This window comes from Gemmatimonadota bacterium (assembly GCA_009841265.1).
In the GTDB taxonomy this organism is placed as follows: domain Bacteria; phylum JAAXHH01; class JAAXHH01; order JAAXHH01; family JAAXHH01; genus JAAXHH01.
Window position 1 is genome coordinate 360,519 of the sequence record VXMB01000007.1, and the last position, 17,549, is coordinate 378,067.

The 17,549-nt window shown below is 61.1% G+C and carries 16 protein-coding genes; 13 read left to right on the forward strand and 3 right to left on the reverse strand.

Annotation, left to right across the window (positions count from 1 at the left end):
• Window positions 1-2: 2 nt before the first annotated feature.
• The 4 genes from menC to F4X08_03325 all read left to right on the forward strand — a co-directional run bounded on the left by menC (window position 3) and on the right by F4X08_03325 (window position 4,378).
• On the forward strand, window positions 3-1,118 hold the full coding sequence (menC, locus tag F4X08_03310) for an o-succinylbenzoate synthase (protein ID MYD24826.1): 1,116 nt from the start codon (window positions 3-5) through the stop codon (window positions 1,116-1,118).
• A gap of 62 nt (window positions 1,119-1,180) precedes the next feature.
• Window positions 1,181-2,131: a type I pantothenate kinase gene (locus F4X08_03315; GenBank protein ID MYD24827.1), complete on the forward strand. Its 951-nt coding sequence runs from the start codon at window positions 1,181-1,183 to the stop codon at window positions 2,129-2,131.
• 145 nt (window positions 2,132-2,276) lie between these two features.
• Window positions 2,277-3,377, forward strand: a complete 1,101-nt coding sequence (locus F4X08_03320; GenBank protein MYD24828.1) for a hypothetical protein — start codon at window positions 2,277-2,279, stop codon at window positions 3,375-3,377.
• A gap of 62 nt (window positions 3,378-3,439) precedes the next feature.
• Window positions 3,440-4,378 carry a DUF4268 domain-containing protein gene (locus F4X08_03325; protein MYD24829.1) on the forward strand — a complete coding sequence of 313 codons (939 nt, stop codon included), beginning with the start codon at window positions 3,440-3,442 and terminating at the stop codon, window positions 4,376-4,378.
• Between the two features lie 69 nt (window positions 4,379-4,447).
• Here F4X08_03325 and F4X08_03330 read toward each other — a convergent pair whose 3' ends face one another.
• The gene (locus tag F4X08_03330) at window positions 4,448-6,037 is read right to left on the reverse strand and encodes a carboxypeptidase regulatory-like domain-containing protein (GenBank protein MYD24830.1); all 1,590 of its coding nucleotides are present in this window, start codon (window positions 6,035-6,037) and stop codon (window positions 4,448-4,450) included.
• A 281-nt stretch (window positions 6,038-6,318) separates the two neighbouring features.
• On the opposite strand from F4X08_03330, the gene F4X08_03335 reads away from it, so the two are divergent.
• The 7 genes from F4X08_03335 to F4X08_03365 all read left to right on the forward strand — a co-directional run bounded on the left by F4X08_03335 (window position 6,319) and on the right by F4X08_03365 (window position 15,483).
• A complete protein-coding gene (locus tag F4X08_03335; GenBank protein MYD24831.1) occupies window positions 6,319-9,081 on the forward strand; it encodes an altronate dehydratase in 2,763 nt (920 codons plus the stop codon).
• Between the two features lie 54 nt (window positions 9,082-9,135).
• Window positions 9,136-10,182, forward strand: a complete 1,047-nt coding sequence (locus tag F4X08_03340; protein ID MYD24832.1) for a succinylglutamate desuccinylase — start codon at window positions 9,136-9,138, stop codon at window positions 10,180-10,182.
• A gap of 268 nt (window positions 10,183-10,450) precedes the next feature.
• The gene (locus F4X08_03345; protein MYD24833.1) at window positions 10,451-10,912 is read left to right on the forward strand and encodes a class I SAM-dependent methyltransferase; all 462 of its coding nucleotides are present in this window, start codon (window positions 10,451-10,453) and stop codon (window positions 10,910-10,912) included.
• A 42-nt stretch (window positions 10,913-10,954) separates the two neighbouring features.
• On the forward strand, window positions 10,955-11,881 hold the full coding sequence (locus F4X08_03350) for an NAD(P)-dependent oxidoreductase (GenBank protein MYD24834.1): 927 nt from the start codon (window positions 10,955-10,957) through the stop codon (window positions 11,879-11,881).
• Window positions 11,882-11,979: 98 nt separating this feature from the next.
• Window positions 11,980-13,674, forward strand: a complete 1,695-nt coding sequence (locus F4X08_03355; GenBank protein MYD24835.1) for a hypothetical protein — start codon at window positions 11,980-11,982, stop codon at window positions 13,672-13,674.
• A gap of 80 nt (window positions 13,675-13,754) precedes the next feature.
• On the forward strand, window positions 13,755-14,867 hold the full coding sequence (locus F4X08_03360; protein ID MYD24836.1) for a lytic murein transglycosylase: 1,113 nt from the start codon (window positions 13,755-13,757) through the stop codon (window positions 14,865-14,867).
• 133 nt (window positions 14,868-15,000) lie between these two features.
• Window positions 15,001-15,483: an SRPBCC family protein gene (locus F4X08_03365; GenBank protein ID MYD24837.1), complete on the forward strand. Its 483-nt coding sequence runs from the start codon at window positions 15,001-15,003 to the stop codon at window positions 15,481-15,483.
• A 26-nt stretch (window positions 15,484-15,509) separates the two neighbouring features.
• Here the strand turns inward: F4X08_03365 and F4X08_03370 are convergent, their stop codons facing one another.
• Window positions 15,510-16,301 (reverse strand): sugar phosphate isomerase/epimerase, encoded by a 792-nt coding sequence (locus tag F4X08_03370; protein MYD24838.1) that lies wholly within the window; start codon window positions 16,299-16,301, stop codon window positions 15,510-15,512.
• 149 nt (window positions 16,302-16,450) lie between these two features.
• On the opposite strand from F4X08_03370, the gene F4X08_03375 reads away from it, so the two are divergent.
• Both F4X08_03375 and F4X08_03380 read left to right on the forward strand, forming a co-directional pair.
• Window positions 16,451-16,672 carry a redoxin domain-containing protein gene (locus tag F4X08_03375; protein MYD24839.1) on the forward strand — a complete coding sequence of 74 codons (222 nt, stop codon included), beginning with the start codon at window positions 16,451-16,453 and terminating at the stop codon, window positions 16,670-16,672.
• An 18-nt stretch (window positions 16,673-16,690) separates the two neighbouring features.
• Window positions 16,691-17,026 carry a peroxiredoxin family protein gene (locus tag F4X08_03380; GenBank protein ID MYD24840.1) on the forward strand — a complete coding sequence of 112 codons (336 nt, stop codon included), beginning with the start codon at window positions 16,691-16,693 and terminating at the stop codon, window positions 17,024-17,026.
• A 63-nt stretch (window positions 17,027-17,089) separates the two neighbouring features.
• Here the strand turns inward: F4X08_03380 and F4X08_03385 are convergent, their stop codons facing one another.
• Window positions 17,090-17,509: a hypothetical protein gene (locus F4X08_03385; GenBank protein MYD24841.1), complete on the reverse strand. Its 420-nt coding sequence runs from the start codon at window positions 17,507-17,509 to the stop codon at window positions 17,090-17,092.
• Between the last annotated feature and the right edge of the window lie 40 nt (window positions 17,510-17,549).

The following is a 17,549-nucleotide window of genomic DNA, read 5'->3' on the forward strand; positions in this document are numbered from 1 at the left end:
CCATGCCCGTCATCGACGCGGTCGAGCTCTATCACGTCGCCATGCCCCTGATCTACCCATGGCGCACGGCCTACGGCAGCGACGACGTCATCGAGAGCGTCCTCGTGAAGATGCATGCCGGCGATGCCGTGGGCTGGGGCGAGACGACCCCGCTCGCGAAGCCGACCTACAGTCCGGAATACACGGCCGGTGTCTTCGCTGTGACCCGGGACGTCCTCGCTCCCCTGCTGGTCGGAAAGCGGATCGACAGCGGTGACGACCTGCACGATGCATGCAGCTGGGTCGCCGGAAACTTCTTCGCCAAGGGCGGCCTGGACGCGGCCTGGTGGGACCTGCACGCCCGGTTGGAGGGCAAGCCGCTCTGGCGTGTGATCGGCGGCAAGGGGCCGGTCATCGACGTCGGGGCCGACTTCGGCGTACAGGACAGCACCGACATGCTGCTTGGCAATATCGAAAAGGCTGTGGAGGCTGGATTCAAGCGGATCAAGCTGAAGTACAGCCGGGGGTGGGACCTCGACATGATCGACGCGGTCCGTTCGGCTTTTCCGGACCCGGTCTTCCATATCGATTGCAACAGCGGATACACGCTGGACGACCTGCCCATGTTCAGGAAACTGGACCGGTACAACCTGGCCATGATCGAGCAGCCCCTGATGCGCGACGACCTGGTCGACCACGCCGAACTGCAACGTCAGATCGAGACGCCGGTCTGCCTGGACGAGAGCATCACCTCGCCTGGCAAGGCCCGCAAAGCGATCAGAATAGGCGCAGCCCGCTGGATAAACATCAAGCCGGCACGGGTCGGCGGATTGACCCAGGCGATGGAGACGAACCGGATCTGCGAGGAGGAAGGCGTCCCCTGCTGGACGGGCGGCATGCTGGAATCGGCCCTCGGCGCGTCGTTCTGCATGGCGCTGGCAACGCTGCCCAATATGAAATACCCGTCGGATGTCTTTCCGAGCACGCGGTTCTACGAACGGGACCTGAGCGCGCCGCCGCTGGAGCTCTCGGGCCCGTCGCAGATGGTCTTAAGCGATACGCCCGGTGCCGGCGCGGAACCCATTCCCGAACTGCTCGAACAACAAACAATCGACAATGCCGTGATCGACGGATCGTGAAGGCGGTCTGAGCGCGCCGGTCCGATCAGGTGGCCAGAAAACCCGTAAGCGGAACGACACCCATGTCCCCATCTTCATCCCTTTCCCCCTTCAACCACATGTCCCGCGAGGAGTGGTCGCAACTGCGCGCCGCGACGCCGCTGACGCTGTCCGAGGAAGACCTGCAGGAACTGCACGGCATCAACGAGATGGTGTCCCTCGATGAGGTCGCCGACGTGTACCTGCCCATGTCGCGGTTCCTCAACCTGCACGTGGGCGCAGCCCAGCACCTCTACCGGGTGATGGATACTTTCCTCGGCAAGCCGGCCGCCAAGGTGCCCTACGTCATCGGTATCGGCGGCAGCGTGGCGGTGGGCAAGAGCACGACGGCCCGTATCCTGCAGGCCCTGCTGAGCCGCTGGCCGAACCATCCCCGGGTGGACCTGGTCACGACGGACGGGTTCCTGTTCCCTAACCGAGTATTGGAAGAAAGGGGGCTCATGCAGCGGAAGGGTTTTCCGGAAAGCTACGATCTCCGGCGCTTGGTTCGGACGATGGCGGACGTGAAGTCGGGCCGCGAATCGGTCACCGTTCCGGTGTACCGGCACCTGATCTACGATATCGTTCCGGGCGTCGAAAAAACGATCACGCAGCCGGACATCATCATCCTGGAGGGGCTGAACATCCTGCAGACCGGCCATCACCTGACCGGCGACGCGTCGCCTCGCGTCTTCGTCTCCGATTTCATCGATTTCTCGATCTACGTGGAGGCCGAGGAACACGACCTGGAGCAGTGGTACGTCGATCGTTTTCTCAGGCTGCGGGATACAGCCTTTCAGAACCCCGAGTCCTACTTTCACCACTATGCGAGACTGAGCACGGAAGAAGCCGTGGAAACGGCCAAAGGGATCTGGCGGGACATCAACCTGGTGAACCTGCGCGAGAACATCATTCCGACGCGTGAACGGGCGGACCTGATCCTCGAGAAGGGCACGAACCACCGCGTGACGGGGGTGTACCAGCGGAAGTTGTAGTAGGTGCGTTCCGTGGCCAATGCAGGGACATCAGGTGCAATTGGACTACAGCAGAATCCAGCCTACGATACAGTGTAATTAACAAAGTTATTGGATAACTATTAAGAAGTCCAAATCAGGACTTTATTCTGATCGAAGGAGACTCATGAGCGGTATATGGACGAAGATGGATGGTGAATGGCGAGCAGCCTCATCGAGAGATTTCGAAAGTGAAAAAGAACTTCATGACCTCGTTGAGAAGAACATTGGAATGTTACCATTAGCCGGTTCTCCTCGTCTATTTGTGCTTGGTCGAGAAGTACCGTTGGGTGGTGGATACGCCGATTTGTTGGCTGTGGAGGCATCCGGTCGCCCAGTCATAGCCGAAGTAAAGCTTGCCAGGAGTTCTGAAGCCAAACGGGCGATTGTGGCGCAGGTGATTTCGTATGCGGCGTTTCTTCAGGGATTCGAGGTCGAATCTCTGGCAAAGGGACCTTTGAGCAAATCGCTGTCTGACCAGAACCAAGTGTCTATTTTAGGCATGGCAATGACACAGGATCAGGAAGATGAGATTGACTCTGAATCATTCGAGTCTTCGTTACAGGAGTATCTGACCAACGGCATGTTCAGGCTCGTACTCATTATGGACGATTCATCAGTAGAGCTAGAACGGGTGATCGCATATCTCGATGCCGTTACGAAGCAGTCACTTACGATAGATCTAATTACATTCCGGATTTACGATGTAAATGGAATTGAAGTCGCAATGCCGCAGCGAATTTCACCAGATCTCAGTTTGACGTCTGATTCTTTGAGTAGACCGTCGTCCAAAAGGACATCCAAAGCTATCCGATCCGATGGTCCGGATGCTTTCATCGCTTCGTTCGCTGAAATCGAAGGTGAAATTCGAAAGGTGTTTGATCAACTAGTGAATTGGGCACTAGAGATTGAAAAAATGCAGGGAGTAAACCTGTATACGGCTACAGGTGTGGACAAAAGCAGATTTACGCTACTGCCCAGACTTGCAACAGAAAATGCTGGTCTCGTCACGATTTGGAACGATAACAAAAAACCATACATTTCGTTTTGGCGTGGAGTTTTTGAGAGGCGAGCACCAAACTCGATTGAAGCAGTGGAAAAGGCCGCGGGCATAAAAATTGGCCATGGAAATGTCGTTAATGAAATTACATCAGCTTTATTGCATGCATTAAAAGCAGCTTATCAAGAAGCGACAGGAGTTAGAAGCTCAAAATCAGCATCGAAGTGAGGTTCGAATAACCCGGACAAAGTTTCGCTTTCTTTGTGGATGGAGGATCAACAGTGCCGGACTTGGGGAAAATAGAAAAATGCGATCTTAGGGAAGTATGGCCCCTTGAACTCGACTTCTCTCGATGGCTTGCCAATCACATCCAAGCCTTAGATGAACAGGTCAGATGGAATATCGATCCGACTTCGATCAGACAGGAAGTGACCAAAGGTAAGCTTCGCGTAGACCTTCTTGTCGATGTTGTAGACCCGGAAACCAACAAGTCATCCGAGGTAGTAATTGAGAATCAGCTTGATGCGACCAACGATGGCCATCTCGCTGGTGTGATGACCTACCTGTCAGCATTTAAGGCTAGTGGATTCGTGTGGATTGCAAGTGATGTTACACAGGAGTACGCAGAGACAGTACAGTGGCTAAACGACAAAAGCGAAATCGACGCCTATTTGTTCAGACTTGAAGCCATACGGATTGGAAATTCACGACCCGCACCTCTTTTGACCAGAATAGTCGGTCCACTTAAATTTCCCAGTGGAGGCCGTTCGGGTGATCCCGTGAGAAGCCAGAAAATCCGAGATTGGTGGGAACGAGTACTGAATAAAATCGGTAAAACGCATGTCGAATGGAATTCGCTGCGTCCATCGGCTCAGTCTTACAACGGCCCCACTATCCCCAAAGCACCGGGCGAAGCGATTGCTTGGTATGTAAACGCAACGGATCACTACTCATCAATTGGTCTTTGGATAAAGTCTGGACCTCCAGAAGAGGTCGCATATTACCATAGCCAACTAAACTACATGCGGAAAGAGATCGAATCCGTGTTTGGTGATGATCTGTTGTGGACTAGTAAGCGATTTGTATACTGGGCGAATCCCCGACAAATCGGTTATGCCGACAGTCCATCCGAGCAGGAAGAAGCGATTGAAGTTCTGGTAGAGGCGATGGATCGCTTGGTCACGGCCACGAAAGACATCGTTCCTACGATAACACCGTTCCAGCGCTAAATTGCTTGTACTCCCTAGGTTGGAAGGTGTTGTGAAGTTTAACATTCACTACGACATAAGCGATCATCGTCACTTCAGAAACCGCTTCAGCACGTTGGACGTGACCCTGGACACCACGTCGTCCACAAGGATCGATGACGGGTAGGTGATCGATCCCGCCGAGAACACCATCCCGCCGCTGTCCGTCTCATGGACGACCATCTCGGCCCCGCCGTCGTCCACGTTGGTTCCCTTGGCGATCAGTTGGGTGTTGGCCGGTGAATTGGGCGTGATCTTGTCGGTTTCGTGTCCCGATGCCCCGCCGGGCACCCTTTCGTGCAGGCTTGCTTCGCCGAAGATTTCGCCTGCCGCGACGCCGGTGCCTTCAAAGACCCAGTGGTCCGCGTCGATCACGCGGTAAGGCGCGCTGGTCATGATCCCCGTGCGGGTGAAGGCCACGCCGAGGAGGTTCGCCTCGGACTCGTTGTAGATGTTGAAGCGGCTTTCGATGCCCTCCCCGGGACGGTCGAGCGAATCGATATTGCCGTTCTTTACCTTCATCGTGTATTTGTCGACGAATTCGACCTCGCAATTCAGTCCATTGCCGCCCAGGTACATGAGCCGTCCGCCGGATTCGAACACCCAGTCCTTGAGCCGGTAGTACATGTCCCGCGACCAGTATTCCGGATGGGTGGTAGTGATGAGCACCCGGTACCGGTCCAAGGGCAGCGTGCCGTCGTGGAACTGCGTCTCGGCGTAGAGGTCGTAGCCGAATCCCTCACGCTCCATCCACGCCAGGAACCGCCACTCGGCGGGCGCCACATGGCAGGCCGCGCGGCCCCGGATCATGTCGGTGGCTTCCGTGTCTTTGGGGACGTGGTTGATGGGTTCGGGCCGGTCGAAGGAGAGCGGCGCGTAGTCGTCCGCGCTGTACATCCGGTGCTCGGAGTCGGTGTACCGCTTCAGGTCGTAACGGGCGTTGACCGTGGGGGTCATGGGAAAGTCGTCGGTGTGGATGTAGTTGCTGCGGCCCCCGAAGTTGTTGTAGGCGTTCCAGTTGATATTGGCGGCCAGCACGGCGACGTCGGTCGTCGGCGCGGCGGGCGCGACGATCCAGGGGAAGGAGAAGAATCCGCCCGCCTCCGTGGACGCGTGGAGGTAGTACAGGCCGGACCGTTCCGGCGCCTCGATGTACTGTTTGTGGGCGGGATTCGTATAGCCCTGGGTATTCCACTTTACGCCGGTTCGGGTATAGTCGCCGTCGGGCGTGATCTGCATGGTGGCGCGGGGGCCATGCTCGTCATACCAGCCGATGTTCCGGACAAACTCCTTCTTCCATCCGTAGCGGTACAGTTCGAGCTGGTAGGCCTCCACCGCGTGCACGCGGAACTCCGATTTTTCACCGGAGCGGACCCACTTGGGCCACATGTACCCCAGCAGGCCGTCCCGCAGCAGCCGGAAATGGTACGGCTCGTCCTCGCGCGGGGTCATGTACACGCTCTTGTATCCGAAATCCCGGCCTGCAAGCGTGACCCTGTACTCCCGGCCTGGCGTCACGTCCGCGTAGACCGCTCCCGTGGCCCGCGAGCGCGCCTCGATGGACGCTCCACCGGCTTCGAACTCCAGCAGGACTTCGGGAATAGCGACGTAGCGTTCGTCACTGACATATCCGACAAGCATTCTTGAACCTCCGGCTGGCGGATGTTTTGGTTCGGATTCCGGCCGTTGTGAGCATTGCAGGCTTGCATGGTGTCTGGTTGTGCTGAGGACCGGACCCGACCGGGCCAGGCCGAGCCAGATGGACCAGACCCGGAAGACAATGTACACCGAACATTCACGTCGTCAACCGTGCCGGCGAGCGCCGAATTACCTTTGACACGGAATTGGGACGGATGTTACCTTGGCAGTCCGTGTAGTGAGCCGAATCCCTCGTACGTTTTCTATTCGACAAGGACCCTGGCATCGTGCCTGCCTGCCGGTTCAAAGATATCGCGCGCCTGGCCGAACCCGGCGACAACGTGGCCATCGTCTCCCAGCGGCTGGAAGCGGGAACGGACGTGAGAGACGACGCCGGCGCGTCCTTCTCCCTCGCCCATACCCTGTTGGAAGGGCACCGGTTCGCCGTCCATCCCATACCCGCCGGGGAGTTCGTCCTGTCCTGGGGCCTGCCCTTCGGCCGGGCGACCCGGGACATCGCGCCCGGCGACTACCTCTGCAACCCGGACATCCTCGACGCGCTCCGCGTCCGAAAAGTCGATTTCGCCCTCCCGGACCAGCCCAATTTCGAAGACCGCGTAGTGCCCTACGAACTGGACGAATCCACCTTCAAAGCAGGCGAGCAGGTACCGCTCAGTGACCGTCCGCCGGAGTTCGACGGTTTCGACCGCGGTCCGGCGCGAGGTGTCGGGACCCGAAACTACATCATTCTGCTGGGCATTACGTCGCAGACGACGGGTTTCGTGCGGCGCCTGGAATCGCTGCTGAAGGACCAGGTGGATCGGTACCCGAACATCGACGGGGTGGTGGCGGTAGCCCATACCGAGGGCGGCTCGGGCGTGGATCCCAACAACCGGGAACTGGTGCTGCGGACACTGGCGGGTTTCATGGTCCATTCCAACGTCGGGGCGGTGCTTGCGGTGGACCGCGGCACCGAGTTCGTCTCGGACAGGATGCTCGAAAACTACATGCGGCTCAACCGCTATCCATTGAACGATGTTCCCCACCGGTTCGAGACGCTCAAGGGCGGGTTCGAAGAGGACCTGGAGCGCTGCGCGGGGATCGTCACCGGATGGTTCGAGACGGTCAACCGCGTTTTGCGGAAGCCCGCCTCCGCGTCTCATCTCAACATCGTGCTTCAATGCGGTGGTTCCGATTCCTTTTCGGGCATATCGGGCAATCCCTTGGCCGCGCTCGTGGCCCGGGAGATCATACGCTTCGGCGGGAAGGCCAATCTCGCGGAGACGGACGAGCTCATCGGCGGCGAGCCCTACGTACTGGACAACGTGCGGGACATCGAGACGGCCCGTACCTTCCTCCATATGATCGAGCGGTTCCAGGAACGCACGGCGTGGCACGGCCAGTCGGTGGACGCCAATCCTTCCGGTGGCAACAAGCTCCGGGGGATCTACAATATCGTGCTCAAGTCCATCGGCGCGGCCCGTAAGCGACACCCCGACGTACGCCTCGACTACGCCATCGACTACGCGGTCCCGATGAAGGAACCAGGGTACTACTTCATGGACAGTCCGGGCAACGACCTGGAAGCCATCGCGGGCCAGGTGGCGTCCGGCGGCAACCTCATTTTCTTCATCACCGGGAACGGGTCCATCACCAACTTCCCCTTCGTGCCGACGATCAAGTTCGTGACGACCACGAAGCGGTACGAGATGCTCTCGGGGGAAATGGACGTGAACGCCGGGGCCTACCTGGACGGCGTGTCCATGGAGGAACTGGGCCGGCAGACGCTCGATCTGACGCTGCGCGCGGCATCGGGCGAGTTGACCCGCGGCGAGCGGGCGGGCCACAGCCAGACCCAGATCTGGCGCGACTGGCGGCAGACCGACGGAAGCCGGCTGCAGGACCTGCGCGACCGTCCCGCGCCGGCGGGCAGGCCGCTGGTGGTCCGGTCGAACGGGGAATCTACGCCCCCGCCGGCTTTCAGCTTGCCCGTGTTCGAATCGAACGGATCGCGCGCCACCGAACGGATCGGCCTCATACTTCCCACCAGCCTGTGCTCCGGCCAGATCGCCCGCATGGCCGCGGAACGGTTGAGCGAAAAGGGCGTGGGGCAAGGTGCCGGCCTATCCCGTTTCGTCGCCCTGGTACACACCGAGGGGTGCGGCGTATCCGGCGGCGTCTCGGAGGAGATATATATCCGCACCATGGCCGGCTATCTGACCCACCCGATGACGGCGGCCGCCCTGCTCCTGGAACACGGATGCGAACGCACGCACAACGATTTCTACCGCCAGCAACTGGTCGACCGCGGCCTGGATCCCGCAAGTTTCGGCTGGGCCAGTGTGCAGCTCGACGGCGGCATCGAGAAGGTCATCGATTGCATAGAGCAGTGGTTTAACGGGACCCTGGACGAGTGCGCGGGGCCGGTCGCCGTCGAAGCCGGCCTGTCTACCCTCAGGTTGGGGGTGGCCACGGTGAGTCACACTACCTCAGCCGGTCCGGCCACCTCTGCGTGCCCGGCTACCACGGCCGGTCCGGTTTCCGATGACGTTTCCGAAGCACTGTCGCAGTTGATCTTCGATGTCGTAGACGCGGGCGGCACGGTCGTCGTGCCGGACAACGACGCGCTGCTCGAATACCCGGCTTTCATGCAGCGCCTGGAGGATGGAACCATATCCCCGACATTGTCCTATGGAGAGCCCGCTTCGGTACCTGGGCTTCACGTCATGGAGACGCAGACTGCCCACTGGGTAGAGACCCTGACCGGGCTGGGCGCGGCCGGCGTGGAGCTGGTCGTCGCCGGCGTTGGCGGCCACCCCCTGCCCGGCCATCCCATGATCCCGGTGCTGCAGGTCGCCGCGGACGACCTGGCCAGCCCTTTCCGTGAAGACGTGGATCTCATCCTGACCGGGGAACCGGTGAATCGGTGCCAGGCCGTGCTGGACCTGATCCGGAATACGGCCGCCGGGAGGCATGCGCCGCGGGCCGTGGTCGTAGGCAACACGGATTTCCAGATAACGCGCGGCCTCCTCGGCGTCTCGGTGTGATGCGAATGAGCCGCGGACGGACTCCTCGGCGTCTCGGTGTGAAAGGAATCCCCCATGCCTCGTGAAGTCGTCCGGCCCGACAAACTCGATCTCGATTCGCCCGGGCGCCGGGACTACTGGGTCGCCCTCGAACACGATTCACTCTGGGCGGACCATCTCATCCCCCTGACGGTCATGGTCGGATCCGACGTGCGCGAAGGCGAAGGCCTTCTCGCCACAGGTTCCAACCACGGCAACGAATACGAAGGACCGGTGGCGGTCAAGGGACTGCTCCAGGAGATCGAGCTGGCAGCCGTCAAGGGGCGGCTGATCTTCATTCCTGTGCTCAACCCCGCGGCCTTCCACGCGGGCCGCCGGGCCAGTGACGCCGATGACGGGGTCAACCTGAACCGGGCTTTCGTGGACGGTGCCGGCACCTCACCGGCCCTCGCGGGCATCACCCACCGGATCGCCGGGTTCGTTCGGGAACATCTCTGGCCCCGCGTGCACGTCGTGACGGATATCCATTCCGGCGGGGCCGAGCTCGACTTCGCCCTGTGTTCCAGCTTTCACGAGGTGGATGACCCGGACCAGGCCGCCGTCATCGAAGACACGGCGCGCTGGTTCGGCACGCCCTTTCTGATGGCCTACCAGAACGAGACCCCCGGGCTGATGGTCAGCGAAGCCGAGCGGCTGGGAAAGATCACGATCGGCACCGAACTGGGCTGGGGAGAGTCGGTCAATCCGGACGGCGTACGGTACGCGCGGCACGGTATTCGGGCCGCGGCCATCCACCACGGCCAGCTTGCCGGTGACATTCAGCCTATCGCCCATCACGCCGACGGCACCCAGAAACTGACGGCCATCATCGACCGGGCCTGTTACGTTCCCGCGCCTTTCCCGGGTCACTACGAACCGCTCATGGCCTGCGGCGCGCGCGTGGCGGCGGGGCAGATCGTGGGAAACCTGCACGACTTCTACCGCGTGGACGATTCTCCCTGGCCGGTGCGGGCGGGTGTGGACGGTTTCGTGCTGTCCCAGGCGTTCCGCCAGCCGGTCAGGCAGGGCAGCCACATCCTCGTCGTGGCCCAGGAATACCAGGCGCGGTCGAGTCCGGCGTAATCGATCCTGGCCGGTCGTCAGCCGACCGGTCGTCAGCCGTCCGTCGGCCAATGGGCAGTCGTCCAGTGATCAGCCGGCCGGTCGTCCCTCGGCCATCGGAAGCGTATTCGCATTAAAGAACACGGAGCCCCGCACGCAACGACTCGAAGACCATCCAGACCGGCTGAAGTGGAACGCAAGGTACCTGGCGCCGAAGCGTCTGGCGCCCAAAGGTTTTTGCCCACTGTACGACCGGGCGGCGGCCCTGGGATTTCCGGACGGTCCCGTAATGGAACTCGCCTGCGGCCTGTCGGACCAGGCCCTCGCCCTGGCGGAGGACGGCCGCGAGGTGCTTGCCGTCGACATATCGAACGTGGCCCTGGACCACCTGCGTGAGGCGGCGGCGGAACGGGGTATCGGGTCCCGCCTGACCTGCGTGGAAGCGGACCTGGTTTCCTGGCGTCCGCCCGCCTGCAGTAAATTCGCCCTCGTGATCTGCGTGATGTACTGGGAGGAGGCGGTCTTCGACTATGCCTGGCCCGTGGTCGCCGACGGCGGACTCATCGCCTGGCAGGGCTTTACCCTGGACCACCTGCGGTACCGGCCCTCGCAGAACCCGGACTGGTGCTTCAAGGCGCATGAACCGGCACGTCGGCTTCCCGCCGACCACTTTAACGTACTGCACGAAGAGGACGTGGACGAAGGCCACCGGGTGATCAGGCACATGGTGGCCAGAAGAAACCGAAGCTGAGATCCGGCCAACTGACAACCTGCAGCTCACATCCGGCAGGAGATGAGCATGAAGGTACATCGTATCGCCATATTGAGTCCGGGAGAGATGGGCCACTCCGTGGGGCGGTGCCTCCTGGAGGGCGGCTTCGACGTGGCCACCTGCCTGACGGGCCGGAGCGAACGGACCCGCACGCTGTCGGCGGCCGCGGGCATCCGGGACGAACCGGACCTGGACGAACTGGTGCGGAACTCGGACCTGATCCTGGCTATCCTGGTGCCCGACCAGGCCCGGGCGCTCGCCGGCCAGGTGGCGGAGGTGATGGAACGAACCGCGTCCTCGAGACGGACCGGGACCTCGCCGGCCTACGCCGACTGCAACGCCATCGCCCCGGATTCGGCGCGGGAGATCGACCGGGTCATTACCGCCGCCGGTGGCCATTTCATCGACGCCGGTATCATCGGCGGGCCACCCGGCGCGGACGAAAAGACACGCTTCTACGCTTCCGGCCCCCACGAGACCATACTCTCACAACTGGACGGCCACGGCATCCTCGTCCGGCCGCTGGGCGGCGAAGTGGGCCGGGCGTCGGGCATCAAGATGTGCTATGCCTCGGTCACCAAGGGGACCTCCGCCCTCTATGCCGCGGCGCTGACGGCCGCCGAAGTCATGGGCCTGAGCGAGGAACTGCTGGCGGAATTCTCCGAAAGCCAGTCACAGCGGCTCAAGGCGATGGGCGGCGTGAACAGCCTGTCGGCCAAGGCCTTCCGCTGGATCGGCGAAATGCAGGAGATCGCGGCGACCTACGACCGGGCCGGGGTATCGCCCGGTTTTCACGAAGGCGCCGAGCACATCTTCCGCCTCATCGCCGAAAGTCCCATTGGCCACGAACGGCCCGAGACCGTGGACCGCAACCGCACCCTGGAGGAAACCGTGGCCATCTTTGCGGACGAGGCGCGGCGGCGGGCACGCGAATCCGGGAAAGGGTAAGCGCCATCCCTTCGATCCAGACCATTGGCATACCGGTCCGCAGCGTCAACTGGGTCCGGGTCTTCCCCACGCTGGACGGGGCCGGCCGGGACTGCCTGGTGGCCGTGATGGGCCAGCAGGCGGCGGGATTCACCGTCGTGAAAATCGATCCGGCCACCGGCGCGACGTCCCAGGCGACTTCGCCCGATCCCACCGCCAACTTTCCCACGGGCGCGTTGCGCACCCGCGACGGCCGGGTCTACGTCGGCGCCGCCTACGCCGGGCATCTCCACTGTTACAATCCCAAGACGGAACAGTTGGACGACCTGGGCGCCATCAACCTGCCCGACGATACCTTCCCCTGTAATATGGATGAAGATGAAAACGGCGTAATCTGGATCGGATGCTACGGGTCGGCCGGCCTGACGAGCTACGACCCGACGTCCGGTGCGTTCACCCGCCACGGGCGGATGGACGGGACCGACATGTACTGCTATCCCTACGTGGGCGCCGGGGGAACGGTCGCCTGCAACATCAGGATGACCCATCCGCACGTGGTGGTCTACGATCCAGTGTCGGGCAGGCGCGAGACCGTGGGACCCGTGGTGGTCACGGAGGACGGGGGATCGCTTAACCTGTACAGGGCGGCCGACGATCAACTCTACATCCGGTCGACCGCAGGCGATTTCAGACTGGACGGCTTCGAGGCCAAACCCGTTGCAGCCCTCCCCGACCCGGCGCCGCCGCTGACGATGTCCGACGGATCCACGGCGGATTTCGCGGACCGGGAAATCCAGATGTTCCGCGAGATGGCCATTACCCGGCCGGAATCCGGCGGGACGCGCACCCTGCCCGTAGCCTATGAATCCGCGGGAAGCGAGATCTTCCTGGTGCATCGCGGGCCCGACGACAACCTGTACGGCTCGAGTATCCTGCCGCTTCACTTCTTCCGCCATGATCCGTCCACCGGCGCTGTGGACGACCTGGGCATATGCACCACCGCCACCGGGGAAGCCTATTCCATGGCAAACATGGACGGCAAGCTTTACATCTGTTCCTACCCGGGCGCCGTGCTGTCCGTCTACGATCCCGCCCGGCCCTATCATTTCGGGAAGGACACAGGCAGCAACCCCCGCGACCTAGGCCGCATGGACGAATTCTCCTATCGACCACGTTCCATGGTCGCAGGTCCCCTGGGCCGGGTGTGGACGGCCTCCGTACCGAACTACGGCATGTGGGGAGGACCGTTGTCCTGGTACGATCCGGTCGCGGATGCGTTCGGTACCTATCGCGATATCGCCGGGGAAGCCAGTTGCTGGTCACTGGCCTGGCTGGAGGCCCATGGCCTGCTGGCCATCGGGACGACGATCGACGGCGGCACCGGCACGCAGCCGCGCGTAGACCAGGCGTCGCTGTTCCTCTGGGATTACGAGAAGGAGGAAAAGGTGTGGGAAGGCCGGCTTCCGGTAGAGGTTACGGCCGTCGACGCGCTGGCCGTCATGGACGGCGGCCTGCTATGCGGGACGGCCCGCGCGGGATCCGGGTCCATCCTCTTCGTTTTCGATGCAGGTGACCGGCGGTTTGCGCACCTGGCTCCCCTGCCGGGCGGCCGGTCGCTGGAGGGCGGCCTCCAGACCGGTCCTGATGGCGGGATATACGGATTTACGACCGAATGTTTCTACCGTTTCGATGCCGCCGCCGGCGTCGTGACCACGATTCACGAAGCGCCGTCCGCCTTCCAGAATCCCGGTCCGATGTACGGGGACGGTGTCTACTTCACAAAGAAACACGAGCTGAAGAAACTGGTGTTCTGAAAAACGAAGGATCGTAGTTACCACGACGCAAAGGTAGAGGATGCAAACTGAAGAGATAAAGTGTATAAACTATTGAAAATATGAATCATAAGTATAGTACTCCACGCCGTACAATGACCTTGACAGATTCGGCCGCATACGGTAACTATGCATTGGCTTTTGTTGAGCATCGCCAACCAATCACAAGGATCCGTCAGATGAGATACCCATACAGGTCGTGGAAAAGGTCAATGTTTCTTGCCGGTCTGGTCTCGCTGTTGCTGATCCGGCCGGACCCGGTCGCCGCGCTGGATGCCCCGCAATCCTGGGAACTGCGTAAATCCACGATTATCGACCTGCCGCGGTCCCATCCCGCAGCGTCTTACCTGCCCGACCTGATCAAGCGTCTCGCGTCCGGACAGGGCGGAGGATCGCCCGTGTCCGAGGTGGAATTCCTGGCCCTGTTCGACCGGCCCGAAAGCCGTACGGTCTACAACAACCAACTGATCAAGGTGGCCACGCCCCGGAGCGTCGCGATTCAGAACAAGGCCCACGAGGATTTCTCGCGCGTCTTCCTGACGGAAAAGCGGGTGAAGCGGGGTGTTGCGTTCCTCGAAGAGAAGAAAAACCTGCTGGACCGGGCGGAGAGGACCTACGGTGTGGCCCCGAAGGACATCGTGTCCATCCTGATGTGGGAATCCGGCCTGGGCGAGTTCACGGGAAACTACCGCGTGTTCAATGTCCTGGTCGCCCAGTTGTTGTACCTGGAGGAAGCCCAGCAGGCCGCCGTGCGACGCATTACAGCCGGGGGTGAAGCCGATCCGCTCGCCTCGTCCTCGGTAGCCGAAAGACAGCGGGAACGATTTGCGAAAATCCGCCGCAGGTGCGTCGGCAACCTGGTGGCGCTCCTTCGCCATAGCAAGGCCACCGGCGTGGACCCACTTTCGCTCCACGGTTCCTGGGCCGGCGCCATTGGGTATCCCCAGTTCATGCCGGCCAGCATGCCCCATGCCGCCGATGGAGACGGGGACGGCGAAATCAACCTGCATTCGTGGCCCGATGCCATCATGAGCGTGGCCAAGTATCTCAACGAACGGGGCAAGTACGGCACAGCCGATGCCGCACGCCGCAGGGCCATCTTCAGCTACAACCCCATCGATTCCTACGTAAACGGCGTGATCAAGTACGCCGAAGCCATCTCGAAGGCGCGCTGAAAACAGCCCCTTCCTGCGATTAGCCAAGACCTACCCGGAAAGGCCGCGCCGGAAACCCGGTAAACTCACCTGGGCCAATGCCGACCCGCCTCTACTTGAACCCAGGGGCGTTGTCGAAAAAGGCGGTCAGCCCATGACCATGCACGACGACATCGATCCAGCCCTGGATCTCGTCCTTGAGCGCCACATCCCGGACGTCACGCCTGCCCAGCTATGGCGAGCCTGGACCGAGCCCGAGACGTTAAAGCGATGGTTCACGCCGAAGCCGTGGGAGACGACGGCCTGTGAAATCGATCTGCGGCCCGGCGGCGCCTTCGGCACGACTATGCGCTCACCCGAAGGCGAAGAGGTATCGGGCACAGGGTGCTATCTGGAGATCGTCGAGCACCGGAGGCTCGTATGGACCGATGCACTGGAGCCAGGCTATCGTCCGGGTGCGTCACCGTTCATGACGGCCATCATCACGATGGCGCCCGAAGGCGACGGTACGCGCTATCGTGCGCTTGTACGGCATCACGACGAAACCGCACGCCAAAAGCACGAGGAAATGGGGTTTTTTACAGGCTGGGGAACGGCACTCGATCAACTCGTTGAGCACGCGCGGAAACTTGACTGACGAGTTCTCCAGGCCAAGATCCGTATCTACAGGGCGATGATCTGCCGGATGCGCTCGGCGGTCTGACTCATTTTGTCGTCGTCGCCGCCGACCTCGCTCACCAGGGCTCCGTCGAAACTGATGCCGCGCAGTTCGGCCATGACCGCAGGCCAATCGGTGTCGCCATCTATCAACTGGACCCAGGCGCCTTCCCCGCGCCGGAAGTCCTTCACGTGCACCTTGAAGATCCGGCGACCCAGTTCCCTGATCCACATGTCGGGGTAGCCGTAGAGGATCATGTTGGCGGTGTCCAGGTAGATCCCGACGGCGGGCGATCCTACCTCGTCAACGAGCTGGCGGGCTTCCCGGGGACTCAGCATGAACTGGTTCCACACGTTCTCGATGCCGATCCGTGTGCCGCGACGTTCCGCCTCGGGCGCGAGATCACGCAGGGCGTCGCGAAAGTTGTCCCAGGTCGTCCCGTAGGAACTCGCCGGATCGAGCGCTCCGGGATGCAGGAGGAGGGCGTCTACACTCAGGATCTCGGCGATTTCGAAGCCGCGCTCGAGGATGGCAACCCGCTTCGCCCGTTCTTCCGCGGACGGCGACAACAGGGATCCGGCATTACTGCGGATGGCGATCATGGAACACAGTTCGAGTCCATGATCCCTGCAGGCCTCCCCCACGGCGGCAATCTCCGAGGTAGAGGCGTCTATGTCCGGTGAACCCTGGTCGGAGAAAACCAGTTCGATGGCCTCGTAGCCCAGATCCCGGGCCTTCGAGAGATCCGCTTCGAGATCCTGGCGGGCGAGACAGAGTTGCGTGATGCCTGGCTTCATGGGGAGGCGGCTCCTTGGAATCGTTGCGGGCACATGAATTCGTTGCGGACGGCGGTAATTTTGAAGTTAACAGTCGTGTCGGGGTAGGTTATATTATAAGTAACAAAACGCAAGCGAATTGCGCTGCATCTGAAACGAGGAGGAAGACCATGATTCATACACTGGCGCGGTGGTGCTTCGCCCTGGCCCTGGTCGGCCTGGTGGCGGAGTCCGCCGACGCACAACCCCGTAACCTGGCGCCGAGGCTGAGTGAGGCCGCACCGGAGTTCAGCCTGCAGGACGTCAACGGCGAAACCGTCAACTTCGCCGATTACAAGGGCAGCAAGAACCTGCTTGTGGTCGTCGACCGCGGCTGGATAGGCTACTGGTGACCCCTTTGCTTACGGCAACTGGGGCAGTTGCAATCCGATTACGAACGCATAGCGGCACTCGACACCGAATTACTCTTCATCAATCCCGAAGACCTCGACCAGACCAGGGACTTCGTCGCCAAGTCGAAAGTCACGCGGGAGGCGCTTTCCTTCCGCGTTCTCGCCGACCCGGACCGGGCCATTCCCACCAAGTTCAAGATCCAGAAGTCGACCGACAAGGGAACGGAAGTCATTCCCACGGCCTTCATCATCGACAAGGAAGGCGTCCTTCGGTTCAAGTACGTGGGTTCGGATCCCTTCGACCGGCCGTCGACCGACAGCCTGGTGGAGATCCTGGGTATGATCGAAGGGTAGTAAGTCGGTTTTGAAGTCGAGATGAAGTTAGATTGAGGTAGAGTTTACGAAGCGAAGTTGACGTCAGGACACCAGATTCCTGATTTCGTCGGATACGAATTCGACCAGGATCTGGGTTTCCAGCCAGACTTCGTAGAGCGGTCCGCCCAGCCTCGGCCGAAAGCGGTGGTGAAGTCCATGCGATTCCGCCACCGCTTTCAAATGGTCGAGGCTTTGCTGCGTTTCAAGCAGAAAATGGGTCGAATTGAAATTCTGTACCTCTTCAACCGGTCTGAATTCCGCGGCGTGTTCCCCGGGGCAGAGCAGGTAGTTGTTCGGGATAAACTCGATCATCTCGCCGGACTGACGGTCCCAGGCGCATACCCAGGCACCTTCCATGGTCCTCGATGTGAATGGATATACTGATCCATCCGTCAATTCTGCCAGAACCCTCGCTGCCCTTTCGGGGTTTGATGCCGTAATGGAAAGGTGTTTGATCTTCATATGGCGATGCGACTCTATATGGGTGTGTAATCTGCAGAAC

Bases quoted from the DNA above. Each gene is read 5' to 3' on its own strand.
- F4X08_03345 (MYD24833.1), top strand. From the start codon at position 10,451: ATGGAACTCGCCTGCGGCCTGTCGGACCAGGCCCTCGCCCTGGCGGAG.
- F4X08_03315 (MYD24827.1), top strand. From the start codon at position 1,181: ATGTCCCCATCTTCATCCCTTTCCCCCTTCAACCACATGTCCCGCGAG.
- F4X08_03360 (MYD24836.1), top strand. From the start codon at position 13,755: ATGAATCATAAGTATAGTACTCCACGCCGTACAATGACCTTGACAGAT.
- menC (MYD24826.1), top strand. From the start codon at position 3: ATGCCCGTCATCGACGCGGTCGAGCTCTATCACGTCGCCATGCCCCTG.
- F4X08_03340 (MYD24832.1), top strand. From the start codon at position 9,136: ATGCCTCGTGAAGTCGTCCGGCCCGACAAACTCGATCTCGATTCGCCC.
- F4X08_03320 (MYD24828.1), top strand. From the start codon at position 2,277: ATGAGCGGTATATGGACGAAGATGGATGGTGAATGGCGAGCAGCCTCA.
- F4X08_03385 (MYD24841.1), bottom strand. From the start codon at position 17,509: ATGAAGATCAAACACCTTTCCATTACGGCATCAAACCCCGAAAGGGCA.
- F4X08_03375 (MYD24839.1), top strand. From the start codon at position 16,451: ATGATTCATACACTGGCGCGGTGGTGCTTCGCCCTGGCCCTGGTCGGC.
- F4X08_03370 (MYD24838.1), bottom strand. From the start codon at position 16,301: ATGAAGCCAGGCATCACGCAACTCTGTCTCGCCCGCCAGGATCTCGAA.
- F4X08_03350 (MYD24834.1), top strand. From the start codon at position 10,955: ATGAGCATGAAGGTACATCGTATCGCCATATTGAGTCCGGGAGAGATG.
- F4X08_03330 (MYD24830.1), bottom strand. From the start codon at position 6,037: ATGCTTGTCGGATATGTCAGTGACGAACGCTACGTCGCTATTCCCGAA.
- F4X08_03365 (MYD24837.1), top strand. From the start codon at position 15,001: ATGACCATGCACGACGACATCGATCCAGCCCTGGATCTCGTCCTTGAG.